We start from the raw sequence: 25,044 nt of genomic DNA on the forward strand, positions 1-25,044 counted from the left end.
TTTACAAGCCCTAAAATTATTGAATTTTCATCAGGATGTAATCTTTTTGCTGGTTTTTCTGGTGGTTAGCCTTAAAGCGTAAATACTTTGGAGGTATGGTAAGTTCTTATTTTTGAGTAATTTATTTAAGCTGGGTCAAAATGTTTTTTGACTGGCTAAAATGTCTTTTTTCATGGGTGATGATGATTTCCACAGCAGTAGAAAGTGGGTAGGCGATCAACTTATTGGCAGGGGAATGGATGATCTGTCCTTTTTCCAAGAAGGGCGCTAATTTTCCAACCCATTGGGATAATTCATTTTGATGGCCCTCAAATTCCTTTAAGAGGTTCGAGGTGTCTTCTCCTTGGAATTTATCAGGTGCCCATATAGGAATGGTTTTTAGCTTTTTTGGCTGCTCTGGAGATACTGATTTCAAGATGGTATTACCCAGAATTTTGGTCAGGAAACCAAAATTACCTATAAAGGGTTTTTCATAAGTACCCTCTTCCAACTGTTTGAAAATTGGAAAATAACTTTGGTTAATGACCATCAAGTGCTGAATATTCTCTTCGATGCTCCAGGTGTCAGGATGGGGTTTGAAAGTCAATTGCTCAGGGCTAAGCTCGCCAAAGCTAGATAAAAACACCTGAGTGTTTTCTTTGATTTGTTTTTGCCAGTCTTTGATCTTGCTTTCCATGGTTATTGAGAGGTGCTTATGGATAAATATCTGTTTATATTGGCTCCCAATTCTATTTATTGGGACAATTAGGGTCAAAAATCGTTATTATGAATGACAAATTCGCCAAATTGAACCGCAAATAATTAAAACAATCAAGTAGCATCCAGTTATGATATATGCTATTGTAGATATTGAAACTACCGGGGGCTATGGTAAAAGGCACCGTATTACTGAAATTGCCGCATTTTTACATGATGGAGAGCAGGTGCTGGACAGTTATCAGACCTTGCTCAATCCTGAATGTGAGATTCCGCATTATATTACAGGACTTACAGGAATTGATCAGCAAATGGTCGAGGGAGCCCCTGTGTTTAGAGAGATTGCTGATGAGCTATACGACTTTTTACAGGGGAAAGTCTTTGTTGCCCATAATGTGAACTTTGATTATCAGTTTATTAAAGCAGAGTTTGATCGTGTTGGTAGGGAATTTGACCTGCCGAAATTATGTACGGTAAGACTGAGTAGAAAGATATTTCCGGGCTTAAGGTCTTATAGTTTGGGAAGTATATGTGAGTCCAAGTCCATTTCCATCACAGACCGTCATAGGGCTTATGGAGATGCAGAGGCCACTGCGGAGCTGTTCGGGATGCTCGTGGATGCTGATGATCAGGGGGTAATAGCGTCACTTTTAAAAAGAAATTCCGGTGAAGCCTTTTTGCCTCCCAATATCAGCAAGGAGCAGTTTATGGCATTGCCGGAAAAGGTAGGTGTTTATTATTTTCATGATATTAATGGTAAGGTGATTTATGTAGGGAAAGCGCTTAATATCAGAAGTAGGTTTAAGGGGCATTTTTCTGGGGCAGTCAAAGGGAAACAGGCTATGAAGTCCGAGATTCATAGCGTTAGTTGCCAATTGACGGGGAGCGAATTTCTGGCACTTTTAGTGGAGGCATTGGAAATCAAGAAGCATTGGCCGAAATTCAATAGGGCACAAAAGGTGAAGGGGACATCATGGGGATTGTATCGTTACCAGGATGGAGCGGGGTTTGAGCGTTTTCAAGTCGCTAAGATCAGCCGATTTACCAAGCCACTGTTGAGTTTTAAAAGTCACCATGATGCTTGGTCTTATTTGTTAGAGAAAGTGGCACATTATAACTTGTGTCCAAAGTTGTGCGGTATCCAAAAGACAGCTGCAGAGTGCTATGATTATAAATTAGGGAAATGTGAGGGGGCTTGTTGTGGGCAGGAGGATGCTGCCTCTTATAATCAAAGGGTGGGGGATTGGCTACAGCAGATGAAAAAGGAACGTGCTAGACTATTGATAAAGGAAAAGGGAAGAGGAGCGGGGGAAGATGCCGCTATTTTGTTTGAAGATGGGGTGTTAAAGGCTTATGGTTTTGTGAACAGAGAAGATGATGTGGTGGCAGACACAGGTTTTTTGGACTTTTTAGATCCTGTTAAGCCTGTTTCGGAAACAACCTATATATTGGAGCAATATTTGGCTAAAAACTTTTCTTCTAATGTTATTATGTTAGATGAGGTGTAAGTGATAGGTAGTCAGTTTTTTATGTGTTTTGTGGTGCAGGCGAGTGGTTATAAAAATGATTTTAACGAATGATTTTTGTTCAATCAATCGAAAGATATTTTTTAGTAAATGTAATGAATGTCTATGGTTTTTAAAGAAACAGAATATATTTCCTTATAGTTGTGTTTTTTGTTTAAAAATGTTTATTAAGTTTTATTGTTTTTTAAATATACCAAATAATTGTTTATATTGATTAGAGTAGTGTTTTAGAGTGATTTATAAACCCATAATTTCTACGATATGAAAAAGTTGTTTTATTTCGCCACAGTTTTGTTCATTGTCTGCCAAGGTGCATTTGCGCAAGGAGACCATAAATATATGGTAATTGAATTTATCAAGGTAGCGTCTACACAAATGGTAGATTATTCTGAGAATAAGAGTTTTATGGAGAAGATTTATTCTGAAGCCATCAAGCAAGGTGATGTGGAGGGATGGGATCTATGGTCACTACAGTCAGGCCCCGATCAGGGGGATTTTCAGTATGTGACTATCACCTATTATGATGATCCTGTAAAGATGATGAATGGAATGACGGATAATAATTTTGTGAATTATGCAAAAAGGGCATTTTCTTCTGAAATGTCTGATCAGCAAATAGAAATGAATGTGGAAAATGCCGTGGCTAATCGTGATCTGGCGATGAGAGCCTATATGGTAATGGTGGCCCATACAAAAGATGATTTTGAAATGAAGCCAGGTGTCTTGGCCTCTTTTGATTTGATGAAAGCGGCAGAAGGAAGGTTCAATGAATATGAACATGTGGAGACTGATCTATACCTGCCATTCCATCAAAAAAAGATTGCTGCGGGTATGATGGAACGATGGATGTTTTTAAGAACAGCGGTACCTATGGGAAGTGCTGCCGATTATACACATATGACGTTGAATTTTTACAACGATTATTTGCAGTTCTTTAATTCTATGGAATATGAAGATATGGAAGCTTCAGAAGAGCAATTAACGGCCATGGAAGAGGGCTTAAGTTCTAGAGACCAAAAATGGGTGTATATGGCTACATTGCTCAAAGCCATTAGGTAAGCAGGTAGGCATGAATAAAGGATGATTTTCTTTTGGTAAGTTTTTCTGTAAGTATGCCTATTGCTAATCATGTCGAAAAAATCAAAAAAGAGCTCTGGAATCTATTATTCTAGGGCTTTTTCTATGGGTACTAAATTTTGAACGATTTCATTTAGGAGGCTTTCATTTTTAGAAATATAATCGTCGACAGCCTCTTTTAATGCTTTTAGATTAGATTTGGATGCTGCATCAAACTTGTTGGAAGCATTTTTAAGATCTGGATTAATTCGTAGAAATCCATTTTTGTTTTTTTCTGCATCAAAGAGCCATTTTAGCTGATGGGTGACTGTTTCAGCATTTCCAGACCTCACAATAGAAAGTAAAGGTTTTGTCCATTGGCCAGGGGCAAAGTTCTTTGCTTCATGAAAGGTATATTGTCTCTCTGGGAGGCCGGTCCCTAAAGACAACAAATACATGTCTTTACTGATGGGATTTTTGATGTTTTCAAAGTACATTTTACGGGTTTCTGCATAAGCGCACATGCCGGGGTTATTGGCAAAAACAGCTCCATCAATCAAGGGATAGCTGATACCTAGTTCGGATTTAATATTGACTGCTTGGAAATAAGTGGGGGTAGCAGTAGCAACTCTTGCGACATCTTTTATATGAAAATCTTTTGCCTTGGTGATCATTGCATTATGTTGATTGAAAAAATGGGCGCGCCTGTGATCAAGATCATAAGCTGCGATAATACAGGGCTTGATCAATTGGCTAAATTTATTGTCAGCAAATTGTTCCGTAAAAAGAGTATTTAGTGCTTTATCAGTGTATTTGTCGTTAAGTAACCCACCTAATGTTTGTATTTTATGGAGGTGAGATTTTGAATAGGCCTTAAGACAAAACTCATGGAAAAAATTATTCACTTCTTCTGTGCTGAATTTAGCCTTGGCTTTGAGCTTGTCATCGGGGTTTAACAAAGCACAGGTGATAACCCCTCCTGAACCTGTTCCCGCAAAAAAGTCAACAAAATCTACCAGCCTGGAATGTTTGTTTTTAGTTCTTAGCTGGATTTTTTCCTCTAGTGCTTGAAGGATCAAGGCGGGTATAACTCCCCTTACACCCCCGCCATCAATAGAAATAATTTTCACTTTTTTCATTTGTCTTTTATTTTATTGAAACTCTACCTTGATCAATAAATTCACTGTATGGGGGATACTTTCCGACTAGTCTGGATCATGTTATATTGTGCTACGGGACTAGGTGGAATCAAGAGCGTATAAAGGGTTTTTATCCTTTGTTAATCTATTGTTAACTAAAATTGATATTGTACTGTTTTTTGTTGTAATTGTTTAGCAGTCAGTTGTTTAATTTTGGTTATTTTAAAAGGTTATTCCTTTTAAGTTACATATAAAAATAATTTAAAAATCTAAATTTGGTAGAATATTTACCTGTAAATTGTTGATTTGCTGAGTTTTGATGGTTGGTGGGGAGTGAAATGAGTGTTTGATGTTGTGTTTTGTGCTGAAGAAGGGTTAATTCGTTCTTTTTTAGAGTGGCTAAAGACTGCTGTTTAATAATGTATTAATAAAATTAGGACAATCTCGAAATAGCATCTCTTCCCTACCTTGTATTCTGATAGGTGTGTTTTAAATAATAGGTATACCACCAATTGCAGCAGTAAATGATAAGGCAATCGAAAAGATCGTTTTGATTACAATGTCAGGGGCTTTGGCCTTCAGGATTTTGGGCCCCAGCGCAAAGCATTTAAGGATACAGATATCATAGCAGCTAAATATACTTAGGGGAATCTCGATTATTTGAACGAAAAGAAAGTTTGTTTTGACATTAATAAAAAACCGTTATATCTATGAGTACTGGCAATAGTAATACCGACAGAAGAGCATTCATCAAACAATCAGGTATGGTGACCATGGGCTTTATGGGCCTGTTTCAATGCATACAACCTTCTTCAAAAAACGGATCTTCGAGTGAGAAGATTGGCTATGGGCTACTAGAAGAGGACCCTGATAAAATTCTGAATTTGCCTAAGGGGTTCAGTTATACCATTATTTCTCGCTCTGGGGAGCTAATGGATGATGGCCTGATTGTACCGGGCAGGCCGGATGGAATGGGGACTTTCCCTGGAAAAGAAGGGAAGATCATTATTGTTAGAAATCATGAAAACAGCCCGGATGATTTTGAGGAAGGGGCTTTTGGAGAGCATAATGAAAATTACTCATCAAAGTATGCAGGAGAATTGTATGAAAATGGAATGGGTAGCCTGCCTGGTTTGGGAGGCACTACTACACTGGTTTATAATCCAGCAACCAAGAAAGTTGAAAAGCAGTTCCTTAGTTTGGGAGGTACAGTCAGGAACTGTGCTGGAGGGGTGACGCCATGGGGTTCTTGGTTGACTTGTGAGGAATCAACCGTCAGGAAAGGAGACTATGATGGTAAGTTGGAGGAAGATCATGGTTATGTCTTCGAGGTCCCTGCATCAGAGGATCCTATGCTCTATACCGCTAAACCAATTAAGGAAATGGGAAGGTTTAATCACGAGGCTGTTGCGGTGGATCCGAGAACAAGTATTGTTTATTTGACAGAGGATCGCGGAGACGGCTTGTTTTATCGATTTATACCTGATGTGCCCGGAGAGCTTCACTCAGGAGGGAAACTACAAGCTTTGGCCATAGTAGGTAAGCCTTCTTTTGATACCCGAAATTGGGAGGACTTAGAGACAGAAAGGATGCCCAAAAATAAGGCTTTTGATGTGGAATGGCTCGATATAGACGATGTAGAGGCACCTGATGATGACTTGAGGTATAGGGGGACAGAACAGGGAGCGGCATGTTTTGCCAGGGGAGAAGGAATTTGGTTTGGACAGGGGGAGCTGTATTTCGCCTGTACCAATGGAGGAGAGATTTCTGCCGGCCAAGTCTTTAAATACACCCCTGGGAAAAATGAAGGTAAAGCTAATGAGATATCAGCACCAGGGAAATTGGAACTGTTCGCTGAGCCTAATGACACAGAGATTCTTAAAAGCTGTGATAATGTAGCAATTGCCCCTTGGGGTGATTTATTATTATGTGAAGACAGGTCACATCCTTTTGTAGTAGGGATTACCCCAGAAGGAAACTTTTATAAGCTGGCTGAGAATATTGGTTATGAAAGTGAATTTGCAGGCGGGGTGTTTTCTCCAGATGGAAAAACCTATTTTGTTAATATACAGGGGGCTGGTTTGACCATTGCCATAGAAGGTCCTTGGGATCAAAAAACTTAAACCAAGAATAGATATTGAAAAGGGCTTGCAAGCCCTTTTTTAATGTTCTTTTATGATAGGGGTAGGTTTTTTATCCTCATCAATGGCTACTAAGGTAAAGGTGCCGCTAATCGCCTTTTCCCTTCCTTCTTCATACATCTGCTCAATAAAAATATCAACCTGAATTTTGAGACTGGTGTTCCCAATATGTATGATGGATCCTACAAGTTCAATTATGGTACCAGCAGGGATAGGCACGGTAAAATCTATTTTGTCACTGCTGACAGTAACCATTTTTTGGCGACTGAACCTCGTGGCAGTGATAAAAGCTACTTCGTCCATTAAATGCATGGCAGTACCTCCGAATAAGGTGTCATAGTGGTTGATTGTATTGGGGAAAACTGCTTTGAAGATTCTGGTCTCTGCTTTTTTGATCTTTAGTTCTAGTGCTGTCATATTTCTGTTTCTAGTGCAAGAAAGTGGGAAGTGTTTCCTGATATATTTTTTAATGGAAAAATGTGAATTTGACAAAGATAGGTGGAGTGGTCAAGTTTATAGTTGATTAGTTTACTTTGGAAAGGGAGATCGAGGGATAATTTTCTTTTGAATTCTTTAAGTGCCAAAGTAGAGGTGCATTCTCCTTGCAGAAAAGAAGGTTTTTTGCCAATGGCAAAATGGGGACTGTATCCGGTCATTTTTTTAAAACCTTGGTTTACCCAAATGATGTGTTTGTTGAGGTCGGTAAGGACCAAGGCATCGTAATTTTCTTCCAGTATATCCCATTGGGTGTCCCATTTAAAGCGATCTTTAAAGTATTCCAGCGTGGCTTTGTCTTGTTCGATCGATCCTGGAATTTTATTGGAGAATACACTTTGTATATAGATATCCCAACATTTTAAAGGTGTCTTAATGAATGGATTTTTGCTATCCTTCTTTGAAATCATATCGAGAGAAATAAAACTATTCCGAACAGGTATTTAACTTGTTCGGAATAGTGATTGTTTAATATTAATCATTTTACCAAGTTGATTGATTTCGGTAAAATAACTGTTTTTTAAGGTGCTAGCCCAGGTTGTTGAGGACTTTGGTACTAAAACTTGAGGTATTCAAAGTGGCATTATCCCTTAAGGATTGAGCTGCTTTTACCATTCTTATGAGGGCTTCTTTTGTTTCCTCCCAACCTCTGGTTTTTAGACCGCAATCAGGGTTTACCCATAGTTGTCTGTCCTTGATAACTGCTTTGGCTTTATTCATAAGTTGGACCATTTCATCCTCTGTGGGGATTCTTGGGGAGTGAATATCGTAGACACCGGGACCAATTTCATTTGGATATTGGAATTCAGCAAAAGCATCCAACAATTCCATTTGAGAACGGGAGCATTCGATGGTGATGACATCCGCATCCATGGCAGCTATGTGTTGGATGATATCATTAAATTCAGAATAGCACATATGGGTGTGGATCTGTGTTTCGTCTTTTACACCGGATGAAGCAATGCGGAAGCAATCTACAGCCCACTTTAGGTATGCGTCCCAATGTGAAAGTCTAAGCGGAAGGCCTTCTCTAAGAGCAGGTTCATCGATTTGAATGATTTTGATTCCTGCACTTTCCAGGTCATTGACTTCTTCGCGAATAGCCAATGCTATTTGCTGACATGTAACCGAACGTGCTTGGTCGTTTCTTACAAATGACCATTGAAGGATAGTGACTGGACCTGTTAGCATTCCTTTTACGTTTTTGTTGGTCAGGGATTGCGCAAAAGATGTCCAATATTTGGTCATGGCACGAGGTCTTGAAACATCTCCATAGATGATAGGAGGTTTGACACACCTGGATCCATAGCTTTGTACCCATCCATTTTGGGTGAAGACAAAGCCCTCCAGTTTTTCACCGAAATATTCCACCATATCATTCCTCTCAAACTCACCATGCACCAGTACATCTAAGCCAATAGCTTCCTGCCACTCGATGGCTGCTTTGGTTTCCTTCTTAATAAGTTCATTATATTGATTTTGAGTCAATACTCCTTTTTTTAGGTTGGCACGCCATTGTCGAACTTCTTTGGTTTGTGGAAAGGAACCAATGGTGGTCGTGGGAAATAAAGGTAGCTTTAGGTTTTCTTCTTGCAGTTTTTGGCGCTCGCTAAATATGTTTTTTCTTTGGCTATGTTCTGGACTAAGCAGCTCTACAGCCAGCTTAACTTTGGCTTTGTGAATGATTTGGGCCTCTGCTTTACTTTGGATGGCTGCTTTGTTTTCCGAAAGGATGTCCAAATTGGCTTTGTTTTCTTGGTCTATCGCAAGCTTTCTTAAGTTGCTTATCTCCTCTACTTTCTGTTTTGCAAAAGCTAACCAGTTTTTGATCTCCGGAGTCAAAGCGGTCTCGTTAGATTCTTCCTCCAAATCACAGGGACTGTGTAATAAGGAGCAGCTAGGACCGATCAAAAGCCTTTCGGTCTCTTTGGCCTTTTGGGCTTTTTCGAGCAATGCCAAGGAGCCTTCAAAATCATTTTTCCAAATATTCCTGCCATCTACCAAGCCTAATGACAAGCTCATGTTTTTCGGGATAGACTGTAGCACTTCCTCCAATTGCTCAGGAGCTCGTACAAGATCTATATGTAATGCGCATACCGGCAAGGCACTTGCAATGGGAAGATTATCTCCCAGATTGCCAAAATAGCTGGCAAGCAAGATTTTGATATTTGGGCAGGCTCTTTTTATTTCCTTATAAGTCGATAAAAATGCCTCTTTTTCTTCCTTGGAGAGATCCATGGCCAGATAGGGCTCGTCTATTTGTACCCACGTAGCACCTGAATTTTCTAGCTTTTTCAGTATTTCCAGATAGACAGGTAGGAGATTTTGCAGCAAGGAAATTCTATGAAAGCCTGTCTCCTTTTCCTTTCCTAAAAGTAAATAGGAGATAGGACCAATGATGACTGGTTTGGTCTGTATGCCCAGTCTCTTGGCTTCTTTGAATTCATCCAGTATTTTGGAAGAGAATAATTTGAATTTTTGATCTTTTTTAAATTCCGGGACAATGTAGTGATAGTTGGTGTCAAACCATTTGGTCATTTCCATGGCGATGATATCCAGACCATTGTTTTGATAGCCTCTGGCCATGGCAAAATAAAGGTCCAGTTCCGGTCTTTTTTGGTCTGTAACAATATCATGGTATCGTTCAGGAATGGCTCCTACTGTTAATGACATGTCCAGTACCTGGTCGTAAAAGGAGAAGTCATTGGAAGGGATCATGTCTATTCCAGCTTCCTGCTGTAATTTCCAGTTTTGTAGACGGATGTCAGCTCCAGCCTTTAAAAGATCATGAAGTGAAATTTTTTCTTTCCAATAGGCTTCACAGGCCTTTTTGAGTTGTCTTCGGCTACCTATTCGCGGATAGCCAAGATTGTGCGTTAGCATAATGATAAACTTTTAACGTGATAAATAATTGTCAAAAGCCTTTAGCTAAACTTCGCAATGCTGCGATGGGAAGGGAAACTGAAAAATAAGACGTACCTTTCCCTTGGGCACATTTATCCCAGGAGAAGAAAGGAAAAGGAGTCGTACTTGACAGGTGCTTCAAACCGCGAAAGCATTGTCATTTCTGTCCTCCATAATGGACAGTTCAAAATAGGCAGGTCTCCTGGCTTGTAACATTTTTGCCGTCCTTCCCACCCCGATAGCTATCGGGACAGTGGACATCCAATGGGCAAAAACTTTCACGTTACTTACAGTTGCGCGACAGCCCGTGATTTTCACACGGTTCCCTATTATCATCGACCTTAGCCGATGACCTATAATGGTAAATGAAGAAATTATGTAAAGAACTTTGATCGGCAAATATAGGGAATGCAAACCGAATTGAGTATATAAATTAATCTGTGAAGTTTTAAATAAGGAAAAATATTGATTGGAAAGGGGGTGGGTTAGAAAAAATAATAGGTTAAGATTATGGTTTCAATTGATTGATTTTAAATGGTTTATGTTTTTTGTTGTTGGCTAGGGTTTAGGTTTGTAAAAATAAAATGGTATCCCTATTTAAACTTATAAATTTGTAAAGTATGAAAAAGAGGGCATGTTTTGTTCAAATATTAGTTTAAATGACAAAAACAAAGATCGGATTAGGTTTGGCATCATTGGGAAGACCGGAATATATTAATATTCGTCCCCATCAAAATATAGACAAGTCTGCTGAGGCCTTCAGGTCAAAGACCAAGTCTGTGCTGGATGAGGCCTATAAAAATGGGGTTCGATATTTCGATACAGCTCCTTCATATGGAAGGGGAGAGGAGTTTTTGCTGGATTGGCATCGAAGTAGGGGATATAAAGATGTGGTTTTAGGTACCAAATGGGGGTATACCTATAAGGCCAATTGGGAGTTGGGCTATAATGGTCCGCACGAAGTGAAAGAGCATTCTTTGAGTAAGCTTAGAGAGCAATGGAAATATTCCAAGCAGCTATTGTCGGCATTGAAAATATACCAGATTCATTCGGCTACTTTTGATTCTGGGGTTCTTGAAAATAAGGAAGTACAGCGGGAACTGATGAGTCTAAAAAAGGATTATGGTTTGATAATTGGCTTGACCAGTAGCGGAAAAGCACAGACTGAGATTTTGGAGGCAGCAATGAGGATTGAAGTAGATGGGGAGGAACTTTTTGATAGTTTTCAGGTTACTTTCAACCTGCTAGAGCAAAGCACCCTTTCCGTGCTCAAAAAGGCAAAAGACAAGGGGAAGTTGCTAATCATCAAAGAAGGGATGGCCAATGGAAGAGTATTTCCGAATAAGCATTTTGAACATTATCAGGATAGATATCAGGAATTAATAGCTATGTCCAAGAAGTTTCAAGTAGGGATAGATGCCTTAGCTTTGCGTTTTTGTATGGATTTAGTTGAACCTGATTATGTGCTTAGTGGCGCTGGAAATATAGAACAGTTGAGAGAGAATTTGAAGGCCCATACATTTGAACTTAAAGGTGATGATCTACATCAACTACAATCCATGGCGGTGGATGTTTCGGATTATTGGGAGGAAAGAAGTCAACTTGAGTGGAATTAATTATAATTTGGTTTTATAATTATTAAAAAACTATTTTATTTGCAGCAGCTTTAGAAGCTAGCATTCAGCAGGTATATGCTGGAAGGCAAGGAAAGAAGGTAAATTCTCTTTTTGAAAGCGATAGGATGTGTGTAGGCTTGGATGTGGATAGTGAAGATGAAGGGCATGAGTCCGAAAAATATAATAACAAGGAGTGTCTTTTTTCCATTAAGTAAAGACAAAATAATCGGAGTGTAGCGCAGCCCGGTAGCGTACTTGCATGGGGTGCAAGGGGTCGTGGGTTCGAATCCCGCCACTCCGACTCTTTCGAAACCTTTCGATTATAAAACCCTGTAAATCATATGGTTTACAGGGTTTTTTGTTTTTATATACATCAATATATACCATAATATATCAAGATATATGAGAGCTATTAGGTGAACACGTTTTATTGATTTTATTTTGTTATAATTGAGTTAAGTAGCTGTTTAACAGTTGGTTGATGGTTGTTTTCTTAATTTGTTTTGATTCCTTTTGATTTCATTTGTGGCCTTATGAGGCGCGTAAATTGAAATTATTAGTCAAAAAGGTACAGAATGAAATAAAATGAAAGTTTGTAACACATTTGGAATTCACTTTATTGTTAGGAAATCTAGAAGCAAGGCCGGTATGTGCCAAATTTATGTAAGAATTAGTCTCAATGGATCAAGAAGAGAAATTTCCCTTAAAAAGTATGTTAAAGAGAGCAAATGGGACAGAAATAAGGGGAAGTTAAGAGGGACTCGTCGAAATGCCTCTGAAACCAATTTCTTTCTAGAGGAGGTTAGGGGCCAGATTTATGATGCTTATCATGAATTGGCCAATAAGAGGCGGTCATTTCATATTGATGATCTTAAGAACTATTATTTAAGGGGTGGGGAGGAAGAGTATACATTGTTGCGGTTGATGGAATATCATAATCTTACTTTTGCCAATACACTTTCAAAAGGAAGTTTGAAAAATTATAGGACTACGGAAAAATACCTAAAGAAGTATTTTAAAGATTGGCTAAGAGTGTCGGATGTTTTTTTAAGTGAAATAAACTATCGCTTTTTATCCGATTTTGAGTTTTTCCTCAGAAAGACTTTTCCAAAGGAAGGAAATAAAGGGCTGAGCAATAATGGGATCATGAAGCATCTTGTAAGGCTTAAAAAGTTATCCTCATTTGGGGAAAGATTGGAGTGGTTGGAAAAAGATCCTTTCGCTAAGTATCAGATTAAATTTGATAAAGTTGAGAGAGGCTTTTTGGATCAGGATGAACTAACGCTTATTGAAAATACTGATTTTGAACTTCCAAGACTCAAGCTGGCAAAAGACCTTTTTGTATTTAGTTGCTATACGGGATTATCTTATGTGGATATTATGAATTTAAAGCAGATACATTTTATCCGCGGAATAGATGGCGGGAAATGGATTTATACCACTAGGCAAAAAACTGGCGTAAAAGTCAAAATTCCAATATTACCATTTGCTGAAAGGATAGTTGAAAAATATAAGCAGGATCGTAGGGCATTGGATAGAGGAACGGTTTTTCCATATGCCAGCAATCAAAAGCTCAATAAAAACTTGAAAGATATTGCAGCAGCATGTGGACTGAATAAGTACCTGACCTTTCACTTGGCCAGGCATACATTTGCAACAACCATTACTTTACTCAATGGGGTGCCAATAGAAACGGTGAGTAAGGTTTTGGGGCACACTAAAATTACTACAACCCAAATTTATGCGAAAGTAGTAGAGTCCAAGGTCGGAGATGATATGGGTAAATTAAGTGCGATTTTGTCAAGCAAAGAACAAGAGCAGAAGGATGAAAGAATTTCAAATGTTCCACATTAAGGATTATTCTCAGTAGAAGGTGATTGCTGGTTTTAGTAACGGGTGAACTAGGAAAAACACATGAGTTGGGTGCTACTGGTGAATTTATAATGTTTGTGGATTTTAGTTTGGCGGTATTGAACAATGCTAGAAAATATGAATATTGATTTTATAACAAAACAGGATTTGATGGATTTCAAGGATGAATTTTTTAAAGAATTGGAATCTTTTATGAAGAATCAATCTGGTACTCCCACAAAAAGATGGCTAAAATCTTATGAAGTCCGCGAATTATTAGGAATCTCGCCTGGTACTTTACAGAATCTAAGGATTAATGGAACATTACCATTTACTAAAGTAGGAGGCTTGATGTTTTATGACTTTGAGGATGTGAGGAAATTGATGGAAAGTGGGAAATGATGAGGTTTGACCACATAGGAGAAGTTTATGGATATAGTAAGCGGAATTGGGAAATTATTGGTTTTCTTGTACCGAGTGGGCAACCACTCGGTACTTTTCTCGAACCAGTTTGTGGAAGATTTGGAGGGATTATTAAAAATATTTGACTGCTTTACTGAAAGTAAAAAAATGAAGGGGCCCTGGGGTAATTAATCATTGAGAAGAATATGTTTTTCTAATTGATAGCTTTACTACTATTTAGGTATGGGTTGTACTTTTTCTTTTTGGATTTTAGTTTCTAGCCACTCCTGAATTTATTTTGACATGAAAAGCAAAACCAATATAAATAAAAACGAGTGTTTTTCGAATTTATTCGTAAATGGTGGGGGTAGTAAACTGCTTTAAGGGACTGTTCTGAACCAAATTTTAAAAGTAGAAGATCACTACTGACCTTAGTTAATTTATAGGTAACTAACTGAAATTCGTATTTTCTAGGACTAATCGTCCTGTTTTTGATTAATTTTTCAAATCCAAATTTAAGCTAGGTATTATCCTTATAATAGAAAAGTCTCTTTTTTAGGGCAACCGTCCATTTATATTATCCGTTTCCATCTACAAATTGCATGGGAGAGACCTACATAAAGGGATGCTTATATAGCATTATTATATACTAATTTGATGAAAAAAATACTAATTGTTGAGGATGATGCTGAACTGAGCAAAAATATTGCTGATGCCCTTACTGTTGAAGGGTTTGAGGTTGTTCCGGTGTTCGATGGGCTGCTTGCCTCTAGGTTGATGCGACGTGAATCGTATAATTGTGTACTGATGGACATTAACCTTCCAGGGTGGAACGGGTTCGAACTCTGTAAGTATTTTAGGAAATTTGACCAGCACACTCCCATATTGGTGTTGACCGCTTTCAACGAACTGGAAGATAAGGTGATGGGATACGAAGCCGGAGCGGATGATTACCTGACTAAGCCGTTTTACATGAAGGAGTTGTTGATGAAAGTCCAGGTGCTGCTGAAAAGAGGACAGTTTATCAAAGAGGGAAAGGCATTGGATGAGATCGTTGTAGCGGGAGCGTTGAGGCTTGATCGCAAAAATAAGGAAGTGTTTCACAAGGACGTCAGGGTCGACCTAACGCCCCGTGAGTTCCAAATCCTGGAGGCCTTGTTGGATGCAAATGGCAGCCCAGTAAGCAAATCAACCTTGGTGAAAAAGATCTGGGGAACTTCTATGGATATTTCTTCCTCTACCAATACCATTGAAGTATACATCAATTTTTTAAGGAATAAACTGGACAAGCCCTTTGGAAAGCAATCCATTAGAACTAAGGTAGGCTTTGGCTATTATTACAAAGATTAAGATGACCATTCGAAACAAAATATTACGTTACTTTTCCATCAGCATCATTCCTCTATTGGGCGTTTGCCTTTTAATGGTTTATCTGGTCTTTGATGGGTATCGGCAAGAGGAATTTCGCCAAAGACAACAAGAAAAAATCACTTCCACGTTGGCATATTTGTCAGCTTTCACCGAGATGGATTCTGAAATGCTGAAGAGCTTTAACAGGACTGTGATCGATTCCATGCTGAATGAAAAGTTACTCATTTTTGATGCGGGCAAGTCGCTTGTTTATAGGTCATTGGATGATACCCAAATTGGTTCCGTGGACATGATATTGGGTAGATTGTCTCCAAATACCACCCAAATCAGCCTCAGGGAAGGGGACTATGAAGTGCTCGGGATGTATTTTGAATCGGTAGGTAAATCCTATTATGGAATTTACAAAGCCTATGACGAATTTGGGTATACGAAATTGTATTTTTTAAGAAATATCCTCTTAGGTACCTTTATTGCCATTTCCGTCTTGTTGTTTGTCATGACATTCTTGCTTTCCAAGCATATAGCTGCTCCCATCCACCAGGTGGCCATGGCCATTCAACAATATAAAATCGGAGCCAAAAGCTTTAGATTGGACATGAAGGGTGGTTCCAGAGAGGTAGAAGTGCTCATTAACAAGTTCAATGAGCTGCTGGATCGCATAGACCTGGCGTTGATGTTCCAGAAAAATGCCACGCATCATATTTCCCATGAACTCAAAACACCACTGGCGGTACTGGTGTCCAATTTCGAGAAAATGGAACAAATGGAGGATGATCGTGAGCTGAAAGACTTGCTGACAAAGCAGAAATACATGACCATGGGAATCTCCGAGGTGATCAATGTCTTGCTGGAGATATCAAAAAAAGATACTGGCACTGGGCTGGAAGAAAAAAGGTTAAGGGTGGATGAGTTGCTTTTTGACCTGTGCGAAGAATTGTCGGTCATTTATCCGGACTTTATGTTTTCAATAGATTTTGGAAGCAGTATCGAAGACCCTGAAACATTGGTGTTTTCAGGAAGTGAATCATTGATCCGTGCGGCATTGTCAAACCTTCTTACCAACTGCATTAGATATGGGCACAGCGGCATGGCCAATATTCTGGTGGCGGTAAGGCAAGAGACCTTGTCCATCGAATTCACCAACAAAGGAGAAACCCTTTCCAAAAAAGAAGTGAGGTCCCTGTTCAAGCCCTATTTTAGAGGTGTCAACAGTAAGGGCATTTTGGGCAATGGTCTTGGACTGGCCTTGGTCAAAAAGATCATGGAGGTTTATGAAGGAGATATAACCTATTCCATCCCAGAAAAGAACACCAATAAATTCACCTTGCGGTTGCCTTTAAGGTAATCTTTATTTCCATTAAGGCTTTTTTAAGGTTGTTTTGTTGTCCTTTGACCTGTATAAGAACAGGCAAAGATGCGCAACAAACACATTTATCACCTATTATTCCTAGTCATGATGATAGCGGTTGGTGTCCCAAGTCTTCGGGGCCAATCGCTGTCAAATCAGGCCCAGGCTGATACCCTCAGGATGGACAGGGTTTCCTGTGAGGCTTATCTTCTCCAAAATAGCGTCATGATTTTGGCCGAAAAGCTGGAGATTGAAAAAGCACTCGCCCAAAAATGGCAGGCCCAATTGTGGCCCAATCCTAGTTTGGGAATCGATGAAGTAAACCTTTGGGCATCGCCTGCGCAGCTGGGGTATTTTGGGGAGGAATTACCCCCTCTGGTTGGAGGATTTGGCAAAAACCTTCAAATGTCCATGGCGCTTGAGCAACTCGTTCAAACGGCAGGGAAGCGCAGAAAACTTATCGCGGTGGAGGAGGTTGCTGTTGAGCAATCAGAGGCCTATTTCAAGGATTTTCTCAGAGAACTCAAGCAGTCCTTTAGGGAACTGCTTAACCAATGGGAGTACTTGGAAAGGAACAAGGCCCTTTTGTCTGGACAATATGAATCCCTTTCCCAGTTAAAAGCCGCCATGGGCAAGCAAGTAACCCTTGGAAATACCGGTAAAGCGGAGTATGTACGGTTGATGGCTGCCCAATTGGAACTGAAGAAGGCCTTATTTGAAACAGAGGAAGACCTTATTTCCTTACAGCAAGAACTTACCCTACTCATGAACCTTCCCTCAGGAACCATACTGGAATTGGAGTTGGAAGAGGGCTTTCCAGAGCTTGAAAAAATAGTCCTAGTAACGCTTGGCGAATTGGAGAACAGAGCATTGCAAAACAGACCGGATCTTAGGGGAGCCTTGCTGGAGGAAACGATGCAAGAAAAGCAGTTGGCCTATGAAAAGTCACAGCGGGTTCCAGACCTGAACCTCAAGGTTGGGTACGATAGAGGAGGAAATTTTATGCTCGATTTTATTGGATTTGGGGCAAGTATCGATCTGCCATTTTTTGACCGTAACCAGGGTAATATCAAGCGGGCACAGCTCAACCAACAGCAGGCTGTGTTTCGGTCCCAACATAAGCAAGCCACTGTTTTGGCTGAAGTGCGCACGGCATACCTTTCCCTGATGAAGGAGATTGAGTTCTATCAAGACATAGACGGACAATATGACGAGGAGCTGGATGGGCTGTTGGATAATTACACCAGAAATTTCAGTGAAAGGAATATCAGCCTGCTGGAGTATTTGGATTTTTTGGAGGCCTATCTCGAAAACAAGGAAATCCTTCTGGATACCAAAAGGTCTATTAAAGACAAAATCGAAACATTGCAATCAACCATTCACGGGGATATTTAAAAGATTCAAATAAGATGGAAGTGTACAGAAATATAAAAAATTATCGGTTTTTGGCCGTTTTGTTGTTGTCCACGCTAGTTGCTTGTGGTCCTCGGGAAATGACTAAACCAGATGTCCAAAGCCCAAGGCTATGCCTGGAAGGAAAGCTCAAGGAAGGAACGCGTCTGGTCAGGGCGGAGAAGGTGAAAATCAAAGAATCCCTGCCCCTGACGGGGAAAATAGAGCCTGATCCCGATAGGGTGATCCACTTTACAAGCCTTGTAAGCGGGGTAGTGACCAAAACTTATTTTTCCTTGGGAGAACAAGTAGCAGCAGGCCAGTTGTTGATGGACATTGTCAGCCCAGAGCTTAGCGCCCTTCAAGCAGACAAAAAGCGGTTGGAAAGTGAAATCAGGGTAGCAAAACGACAACTAGAAGCCAAAAAGTCAATGTATGAGGACAGACTTGCCTCAGAGAGTGACTTCATGGAGGCAGAGAGCCTCCAGCTTTCACTGGAGGCTGAGTTGGAGAAAGTCAATGCTAATCTATCCCTATACCGCGCCAGTCCCGAACGGAGTGTCTTTCAGGTCTTCGCTCCTTCGGCTGGTGTGGTTACGGCTAAGAATATCACCGCTGGAATGCAGATTGTAGCCGATGATACCCCATTATTCACTTTGGCAGACTTGGATGCGGTATGGGCCATGGTCAATATTTATGCAGGCAACCTTTCCCAGATCCACCAAGGGATGCCAGCAGCCGTTTCGTCCTTGTCTTATCCGGATGATGTTTTTTCAGGACAGATTGATCACCTCTCGGAAATATTCCAAAATCAAGAAAAGGTGCTGAAAGGAAGGGTAGTGCTGGACAATCAAAACCACCGGCTGAAACCAGGAATGGTAGTGGATGTTACTGTGGCCAATGAACGGGACGAGACGGCCATCAGCATTCCTTCCAATGCCCTTGTTTTCGATAACAGCACCTACTACGCAGTCATCTATAAGGATGATTGTGACCTCCGCGTCAAGAACATCCAATTGCTATTGATGAACGAGGGAATAGCGTACGTTAAAAGTGGCTTAGAGGAAGGCGAACAAGTAGTGGCCGCTAACCAGCTCTTGATCTATGAACAGCTAAAAAACCAGCCTAACCACTAATCGATATGCATAAACTGGTCCAGCAAATTGTTGCTTTTTCCCTTAGAAATACCGTACTGGTCTTCTTTGCCATTCTACTGTTGGTAGTAGCAGGAATCGTTTCCTATACCAAAACCCCGATAGAGGCTTTTCCAGATGTGACTAATACGCGGGCACGGATCATTACCCAGTGGCCAGGAAGGAGTGCTGAAGAGGTCGAGAAGTTTATCACCCTGCCCATTTCAAAGGTGATGAATACGGTGCCAAAGAAGACTTCGGTAAGGTCCATTTCTTTATTTGGACTTTCCGTGGTCACCATCGGTTTTGATCAATCCGATGACTTTTACGCCCAACAGTATGTGGCCAATAAGCTACAGTCCGTAAATCTTCCGGATGGGGCGGATGCTGAAATAGAGCCGCCATCTGGAGCTACAGGAGAGATATACCGATATGTTTTGCGCAGCAATCGACCTATCAAAGAAATCACCGCATTGCATGATTGGGTGGTGGAAAGGGAATTGCTAGCGGTTCCGGGAATAGCCGACATTGTGAGTTTTGGAGGAGAGGAGAAAATCTATGAAATCAAGATTAATCCTACCGAACTGGCGAATTACGACCTTTCTCCGCTCGATGTATTCGAAGCTGTGGGCAATAGTAATGTGAACGTAGGTGGGGATGTGGTCGAGCGTGGCGATCAGGCTTATGTGGTTCGGGGGATAGGATTATTGGATCATATTGATGATATCGGCAATATCATCGTCGAAGAAAACCAAGGAACTCCAGTGCTCGTCAAACATGTGGCTTCCGTAGAGGTCTCCGCCAAGCCCCGATTAGGGCAAGTGGGGCTTCAGGACGAAGACGATCTGGTCCAAGGGATCGTGATCATGCTCAGGGGAGAAAACCCCAATGAAGTGATTGGACGCCTGAAGGAAAAAATCACTGAACTCAACTCCAGGATACTTCCTAAAGATGTGAAAATTGAACCGTTTGTGGACCGGACAGAACTGGTGGACATCACGGTAAATACCGTGACCAAAAACTTGGTAGAAGGGATCATCCTGGTGTCCATTGTAGTCTTCATATTCCTGTACAATTGGCGGATGACCGTAATCGTGGCTAGTGTTATTCCCTTGGCATTCCTCTTTGCGATCATCATGCTGAAAATCTTAGGAATGCCGGCCAATTTAATATCCATGGGCTCCCTAGACTTTGGTCTGCTGCTGGAAGGGACATTGGTGATTTCCGAAACAGTCTTCGTCAGCCTGGAGCGGAAAGCACACCACTTGGGCATGGAGCGGTTTAATAAGATTTCGAAATCCGGAATTATCAAAAGAAGTGCTGGCAGCGTAGCCTCCTACATCTTTTTTGCCCTGATCATTTTGATCGTGGCCTTGATGCCCATATTCTCATTTCAGAAGGTGGAAGGCAAGATGTTTACCCCTTTGGCCTATACCTTGGGCTTTGCACTGCTAGGTTCCCTTATCCTTAGCCTTACTTATGTGCCGGACATGTGCAAGGTCATGCTGACCAAGGACATTGTGGAGAAGGACAACCGGATTACCAGGGGGAGCAGGGAAGGATTGTACCGATTGTACTTATGGAGTGCCAAAAACAAACAGGCGACCATCGCGGTATTTGGAGTGCTGCTGATAGCCAGTATCGTAGGCTTTTCCAGGCATGGATCCGAATTCCTGCCGAAACTGAATGAAGGAGCGATCTATGCTAGGGCCACGCTTCCCAACAGCGTAAGCCTTACCGAATCTGTCAGGATCACCAAGGAAATGAAGGAAAAGGTGCGGTCCTTTGAGGAGGTGAAGTTTGTGCTCACTCAGACGGGAAGGCCAAATGACGGTACCGACCCTACAGGCTTTTTTAACATCGAGTTTCATGTCCAGCTGTATCCTGAGGGAGATTGGGAACGGGACATCTCCAAAGATGAACTGATTGGGGAAATAAGAAAAGAGTTGTCTATTTATCCTGGGGTTGTGCTCGGCTTTAGTCAACCCATTCAGGATAACGTGGAGGAATATGTCGCTGGGGTGAAAAGCTCTTTGGTCGTCAAAATATTCGGACATGACCTTTTCGAACTGGAAGAATATGCTGACCAAGTGGCCAAGGCTTTGGAAGGAGTAGAGGGCATTGAAGACCTGAATGTGTACAAGAATATTGGACTGCCAGAGCTTCGTATCCAACTGCACGACCATAAAATGGCGAGGTATGGCGTAAATGTGGCTGATGCCCAGGCAGTGGTGTCCATGGCCATCGGTGGACAAGCGGCAACCAATTTTTACGAGGGTGAAAGGATCTTTGATGTCCGTGTCAGGTATGAAGAAAATTACCGGGACAATGAGGACAGGATAAGGGAAATCCTTATACCGGCGATGGATGGAGGCAAGGTTCCCCTCAAGGAAATTGCCACGGTGGATTTCCATACGGGACCGGCTTTTATCTATCGGGAGGATAACAGCAGGTATATTGGAATCGGATTCAGTATCGAAGGGCGGGACCTTGGTAGCACCATTCAAGAAGCCAAGCAACGCGTAGCGCAAAAAGTTGATTTCCCTGCGCACCTTACCACGGTATGGGCGGGAGAATTCGAAAGCAAGGAGCGTGCTACCCGGCAATTGGCCTTGATCGTACCCGTTTCGATTCTCTTGATCATGTTTTTGCTATACATGAATTTTCAAGGGAATATCAAGGATACCTTGGTGTCTTTCTTGACCATTCCATTTGCATTTATTGGGGGTTATTTATCCCTATGGTTGACGGGAACTACCTTTGGGATTTCGGCTGGAATCGGGTTTATCATCTTATTCGGAGTGGCCACCATTGATGGAATTGTCCTCATTGGTAACATCAAGCAGCAACTTATGGATCGTGTTCCACTGAAAGAGGCCATCGCCAGTGGGGTTTATTCCAGGATTAGGCCGATTTTGATGATCGCATTGATGGGGGCAATGGGCCTGTTGCCTGCAGCACTGTCCACAGGGATGGGGTCGGAAGTCCAAAAACCATTGGCCATCATGATCGTGGGAGGGCTGATCGTATGCATGTTACTTTCGCTGACCGTTCTTCCACAGGTATATTACATGGCCTATAAGAATGATAAGCAATATAATTAACAAATAATTAAGTGATATCGATGACAAATATGCTCAGTAGGTTGCAAAAAGTAGGGTTAAACGGTTTCTTTTTGACACTCTTGATCATGATCCTCATAGCTTATCTCATTCCTGGTTTAGGTGCCGATCACAGTCCGGTTCCATGGACCAAAATGATTGCGATAGGCAATGCCCTGATCTTCTTTTTCTATGGGGTAAAGCTGGATCCAAAGCAGTTGAAGGCAGCTATTGGCAACTGGAAGCTGCATCTTGTCATCCAATTGACCACCTTTCTGGTTTTTCCGCTACTTGTTTGGTTTGTGTTTATTTTAGTGGGGAAGCCAGCTGGAGCGATATGGTTGGGAGTAATGTACCTTGCTGCACTTCCTTCCACTGTATCCTCCTCGGTGGTTATGGTCAATATTGCCCGTGGAAATGTCCCTGCTGCCATATTTAATGCGAGCATATCCAGTTTAGTGGGAATCTTAATTACACCTTTATGGATGGAGCTTTTTATGGACCATGATGGGAGTGGCCAAGCATTTGATTTTATACCTACCATTACAAAACTAGGTATACAAATTCTGATGCCCTTTTTTCTAGGATTGTTAATGCATGGCCAATTGAAGACATGGGCAAAAGCGTATGGAGGGTATTTGAAACGATTTGATCAAGGAGTGATCCTGACCATTGTATTTACTTCTTTTTCTAATGCTTTCTTTGACAATATGTTTGAAGGGATGCCAGCTGCTATACTAGTCGTTCTTGGCATAGGAATGGCTGTATTGTTTTTATTGGTTATATCGGTCATGGGAGGTATTGCCCGTCAAATGAAATTACCTTTTGAAGATCGGGTGACGTTGATGTTCTGCGGATCAAAAAAATCATTGGTCCATGGGGCCATTATGGGAAGTGTCCTGTTTCCAGATCCAGCAGTTTTGGGCATCGTCCTGTTACCTCTGATGTTATACCATGCGCTGCAATTGCTTATGGGGAGTGCATTGGCTGGGTATTTTAGTAAGCGAGAGGAATATTTAGAAGAGAAATAAATGGGGATCTATTAAAACCCCACAATTTAAGTTTTTAAAAAAAGCGTACAGGAAAGTCCCTTGTGCGCTTTTGATATTTAAAAGGCAAGGATAATTTTATCTATTGGGAGAAGTTATATCAGGGTGTTTTCCTTATTGGCAAACTCAATTATAAGGATATCTTTGGTCGTAATAAGGCGAAAAATAAAAAAAGCCGGTAATTTTTTTAAAATAAATTAATTGTATCGATGGAATTTCTGAATTTCAAGTCTCTATGATATAAAGAGCTTATTCCATGTCAATGAAAGCTCATGGTTTATGTCCAAAACCAGATGCCCAACTTTTTACAGGTCTTTTAGATCATCATTGGTTTTACTCAGGTAGTAAAGGTGTTTGTCGCAGTGTAAGAGTATTTTACATTGTTTAAATGTAAAAAGAACACCTAATTTATATATATTGTCCCGAAAAGGTTAACCATGTTTTATTGTACTCAATTAACAACCCAAAGAACCATGAAATATATTTTTAAGATTTCAATATTATTGGTCTTGTGCATATCCAATAGTATTTGTTCAAGTGCACAAAAAACAAGCCTTCCCGAGTATTTTAACCCATCTCCTGATTTGTCTACAATGGGAATAGATGAAGAGGAGGTAACAAAGATTGATAGCTTGTTAATGGCTTTTGTAGCGCATAAAAAGTTGAACTGTGTGTCAGCATTTATAGCAAATGGAGGAGATGTGGTTTACAAAAAGGCCTTTGGAATGAAGGATGTTGAAAATCAAGTTCCAGCTACTATTGATGATTACTATGTATTGTTTTCTCAGACCAAGGCCATTACCACAGTAGCTTTTATGAGCCTTGTGGAAAAAGGCTTGGTCAAGGTAGATGACCCTGTGTCCAAGTATTTTCCTGAAATTCCCAATGAAGTGGTCACCAAAGTGCATGAAGATGGTACCTATGAAACCAGGCCAGTAAAGCACCCGATGACCTTTGCCCACCTGATGTCTCATTCATCAGGTTTAAATGCGGGATTGGTAGGACAAATTCGCAAAAATGAAGGTAAAAAAGGAGGTACGCCTCCCGGATTTGGAGGAAGGAGTATCGACCGTATTCCAAATGGACAGCACAGCTTTGGTGGAAACTATCAATCTAAATACCTCGAGGATGAAATGCTTGCCCTGGTTGAATACCCACTGGGTTTTGACCCTGGAACGGAATGGAACTATCATGTTAGCAGCAATATGTTAGGGTATATGGTGGAGCGTATTTCTGGAAAGCCATTAAGGGAGTATGTGAAAGAGACCATATTGGACCCATTGGGAATGGATGAAACCGATTGGTATTACCCTCCCAGTAGCTTGTCACGGTTTGTCAAACCTTATAGCGCAGTGGATGGTAAGTTAGAACCTGGTTTAACGATGTACGCTGAAGGAGCGGTGAGTAAACAACAAACTTATTGTGAGGGTGCTATAGGACTGAACGGGCCCATTGAAGATTATGCCAAGTTCTGTCAAATGTTGTTGAACAAGGGTGAATTTAACGGTAAAAGAATCTTAAAGCCGGAAACTATAGAATTGATGACGACGAAAAATCAGCTTCCATCTGATAATTCAGGAGGCAAGGGATTTCAGTTTGGTTTGGGCTTCGAACTCCATAATGATATGAAAAAACCGGTTCCAGCAGTTTCCAATACCGCTTTTGCATGGGGAGGGATGCTGGGCACTGCTTACATCATAGATCCTGAAAATGACTTGGTAGCGCTATTTTATATGAATATGTACAAAGCAGAGCCATTGTATCCATTGTTTTTGGAAAAGGCTTATGCACTTATTGACTAAGTAATTTGGTAAGGATTTAAAG

Annotated in this window: 18 protein-coding genes, 1 tRNA gene and 1 riboswitch; of the genes, 14 read left to right on the forward strand and 5 right to left on the reverse strand. The window is 40.8% G+C overall.

Annotated features, from left to right (window positions below; all coding sequences use genetic code 11):
• Positions 1–121: 121 nt before the first annotated feature.
• Positions 122–676 carry a DinB family protein gene (locus KZP23_RS12805; protein ID WP_226332113.1) on the reverse strand — a complete coding sequence of 185 codons (555 nt, stop codon included), beginning with the start codon at positions 674–676 and terminating at the stop codon, positions 122–124.
• A gap of 151 nt (positions 677–827) precedes the next feature.
• Between KZP23_RS12805 and KZP23_RS12810 the strand changes: the two genes are divergently transcribed.
• Both KZP23_RS12810 and KZP23_RS12815 read left to right on the forward strand, forming a co-directional pair.
• Positions 828–2,204: an exonuclease domain-containing protein gene (locus KZP23_RS12810; RefSeq protein ID WP_226332114.1), complete on the forward strand. Its 1,377-nt coding sequence runs from the start codon at positions 828–830 to the stop codon at positions 2,202–2,204.
• Positions 2,205–2,483: 279 nt separating this feature from the next.
• Positions 2,484–3,281, forward strand: a complete 798-nt coding sequence (locus KZP23_RS12815) for a hypothetical protein (RefSeq protein WP_226332115.1) — start codon at positions 2,484–2,486, stop codon at positions 3,279–3,281.
• Between the two features lie 104 nt (positions 3,282–3,385).
• Here KZP23_RS12815 and KZP23_RS12820 read toward each other — a convergent pair whose 3' ends face one another.
• Positions 3,386–4,417 (reverse strand): patatin-like phospholipase family protein, encoded by a 1,032-nt coding sequence (locus KZP23_RS12820; RefSeq protein WP_226332116.1) that lies wholly within the window; start codon positions 4,415–4,417, stop codon positions 3,386–3,388.
• A 710-nt stretch (positions 4,418–5,127) separates the two neighbouring features.
• Between KZP23_RS12820 and KZP23_RS12825 the strand changes: the two genes are divergently transcribed.
• Complete coding sequence (locus KZP23_RS12825; RefSeq protein ID WP_226332117.1) at positions 5,128–6,540, forward strand: alkaline phosphatase PhoX; 1,413 nt, start codon at positions 5,128–5,130, stop codon at positions 6,538–6,540.
• 39 nt (positions 6,541–6,579) lie between these two features.
• On the opposite strand, the gene KZP23_RS12830 is transcribed toward KZP23_RS12825, so the two are convergent.
• The 3 genes from KZP23_RS12830 to metE all read right to left on the reverse strand — a co-directional run bounded on the left by KZP23_RS12830 (position 6,580) and on the right by metE (position 9,936).
• Positions 6,580–6,975, reverse strand: a complete 396-nt coding sequence (locus tag KZP23_RS12830) for an acyl-CoA thioesterase (protein ID WP_226332118.1) — start codon at positions 6,973–6,975, stop codon at positions 6,580–6,582.
• Positions 6,972–7,463, reverse strand: coding sequence for a PAS domain-containing protein (locus KZP23_RS12835; RefSeq protein ID WP_226332119.1), 492 nt, complete (start codon positions 7,461–7,463; stop codon positions 6,972–6,974). The genes KZP23_RS12830 and KZP23_RS12835 overlap by 4 nt, the downstream gene beginning before the upstream one ends.
• A gap of 118 nt (positions 7,464–7,581) precedes the next feature.
• Positions 7,582–9,936 (reverse strand): 5-methyltetrahydropteroyltriglutamate--homocysteine S-methyltransferase, encoded by a 2,355-nt coding sequence (gene metE, locus KZP23_RS12840; RefSeq protein WP_226332120.1) that lies wholly within the window; start codon positions 9,934–9,936, stop codon positions 7,582–7,584.
• A gap of 196 nt (positions 9,937–10,132) precedes the next feature.
• A riboswitch (cobalamin riboswitch) is annotated at positions 10,133–10,329 on the reverse strand.
• A 287-nt stretch (positions 10,330–10,616) separates the two neighbouring features.
• Between metE and KZP23_RS12845 the strand changes: the two genes are divergently transcribed.
• The 11 genes from KZP23_RS12845 (at position 10,617) to KZP23_RS12895 (ending at position 25,022) form a co-directional block, all read left to right on the forward strand.
• On the forward strand, positions 10,617–11,573 hold the full coding sequence (locus tag KZP23_RS12845) for an aldo/keto reductase (RefSeq protein ID WP_226332121.1): 957 nt from the start codon (positions 10,617–10,619) through the stop codon (positions 11,571–11,573).
• A gap of 227 nt (positions 11,574–11,800) precedes the next feature.
• Positions 11,801–11,874, forward strand: a tRNA-Pro gene (locus KZP23_RS12850).
• Between the two features lie 284 nt (positions 11,875–12,158).
• Complete coding sequence (locus KZP23_RS12855) at positions 12,159–13,427, forward strand: site-specific integrase (RefSeq protein ID WP_226332122.1); 1,269 nt, start codon at positions 12,159–12,161, stop codon at positions 13,425–13,427.
• 135 nt (positions 13,428–13,562) lie between these two features.
• A complete protein-coding gene (locus KZP23_RS12860; RefSeq protein ID WP_226332123.1) occupies positions 13,563–13,826 on the forward strand; it encodes a helix-turn-helix domain-containing protein in 264 nt (87 codons plus the stop codon).
• Between the two features lie 657 nt (positions 13,827–14,483).
• Entirely contained in the window at positions 14,484–15,176 is a 693-nt protein-coding gene (locus KZP23_RS12865; RefSeq protein ID WP_226332124.1) for a response regulator transcription factor, read from the forward strand.
• A gap of 1 nt (position 15,177) precedes the next feature.
• Entirely contained in the window at positions 15,178–16,542 is a 1,365-nt protein-coding gene (locus tag KZP23_RS12870) for a HAMP domain-containing sensor histidine kinase (protein WP_226332125.1), read from the forward strand.
• A 108-nt stretch (positions 16,543–16,650) separates the two neighbouring features.
• A complete protein-coding gene (locus tag KZP23_RS12875) occupies positions 16,651–17,940 on the forward strand; it encodes a TolC family protein (protein WP_226332126.1) in 1,290 nt (429 codons plus the stop codon).
• A gap of 14 nt (positions 17,941–17,954) precedes the next feature.
• Entirely contained in the window at positions 17,955–19,073 is a 1,119-nt protein-coding gene (locus KZP23_RS12880) for an efflux RND transporter periplasmic adaptor subunit (protein WP_226332127.1), read from the forward strand.
• 5 nt (positions 19,074–19,078) lie between these two features.
• The gene (locus tag KZP23_RS12885) at positions 19,079–22,174 is read left to right on the forward strand and encodes an efflux RND transporter permease subunit (RefSeq protein ID WP_226332128.1); all 3,096 of its coding nucleotides are present in this window, start codon (positions 19,079–19,081) and stop codon (positions 22,172–22,174) included.
• A 29-nt stretch (positions 22,175–22,203) separates the two neighbouring features.
• Positions 22,204–23,202, forward strand: a complete 999-nt coding sequence (locus tag KZP23_RS12890; RefSeq protein ID WP_317197992.1) for a bile acid:sodium symporter family protein — start codon at positions 22,204–22,206, stop codon at positions 23,200–23,202.
• A gap of 491 nt (positions 23,203–23,693) precedes the next feature.
• Positions 23,694–25,022: a serine hydrolase domain-containing protein gene (locus KZP23_RS12895; protein WP_226332129.1), complete on the forward strand. Its 1,329-nt coding sequence runs from the start codon at positions 23,694–23,696 to the stop codon at positions 25,020–25,022.
• The last annotated feature ends 22 nt before the right edge of the window (positions 25,023–25,044 follow it).

It is taken from the genome of Echinicola marina (genome assembly GCF_020463795.1).
Lineage (GTDB): Bacteria > Bacteroidota > Bacteroidia > Cytophagales > Cyclobacteriaceae > Echinicola > Echinicola marina.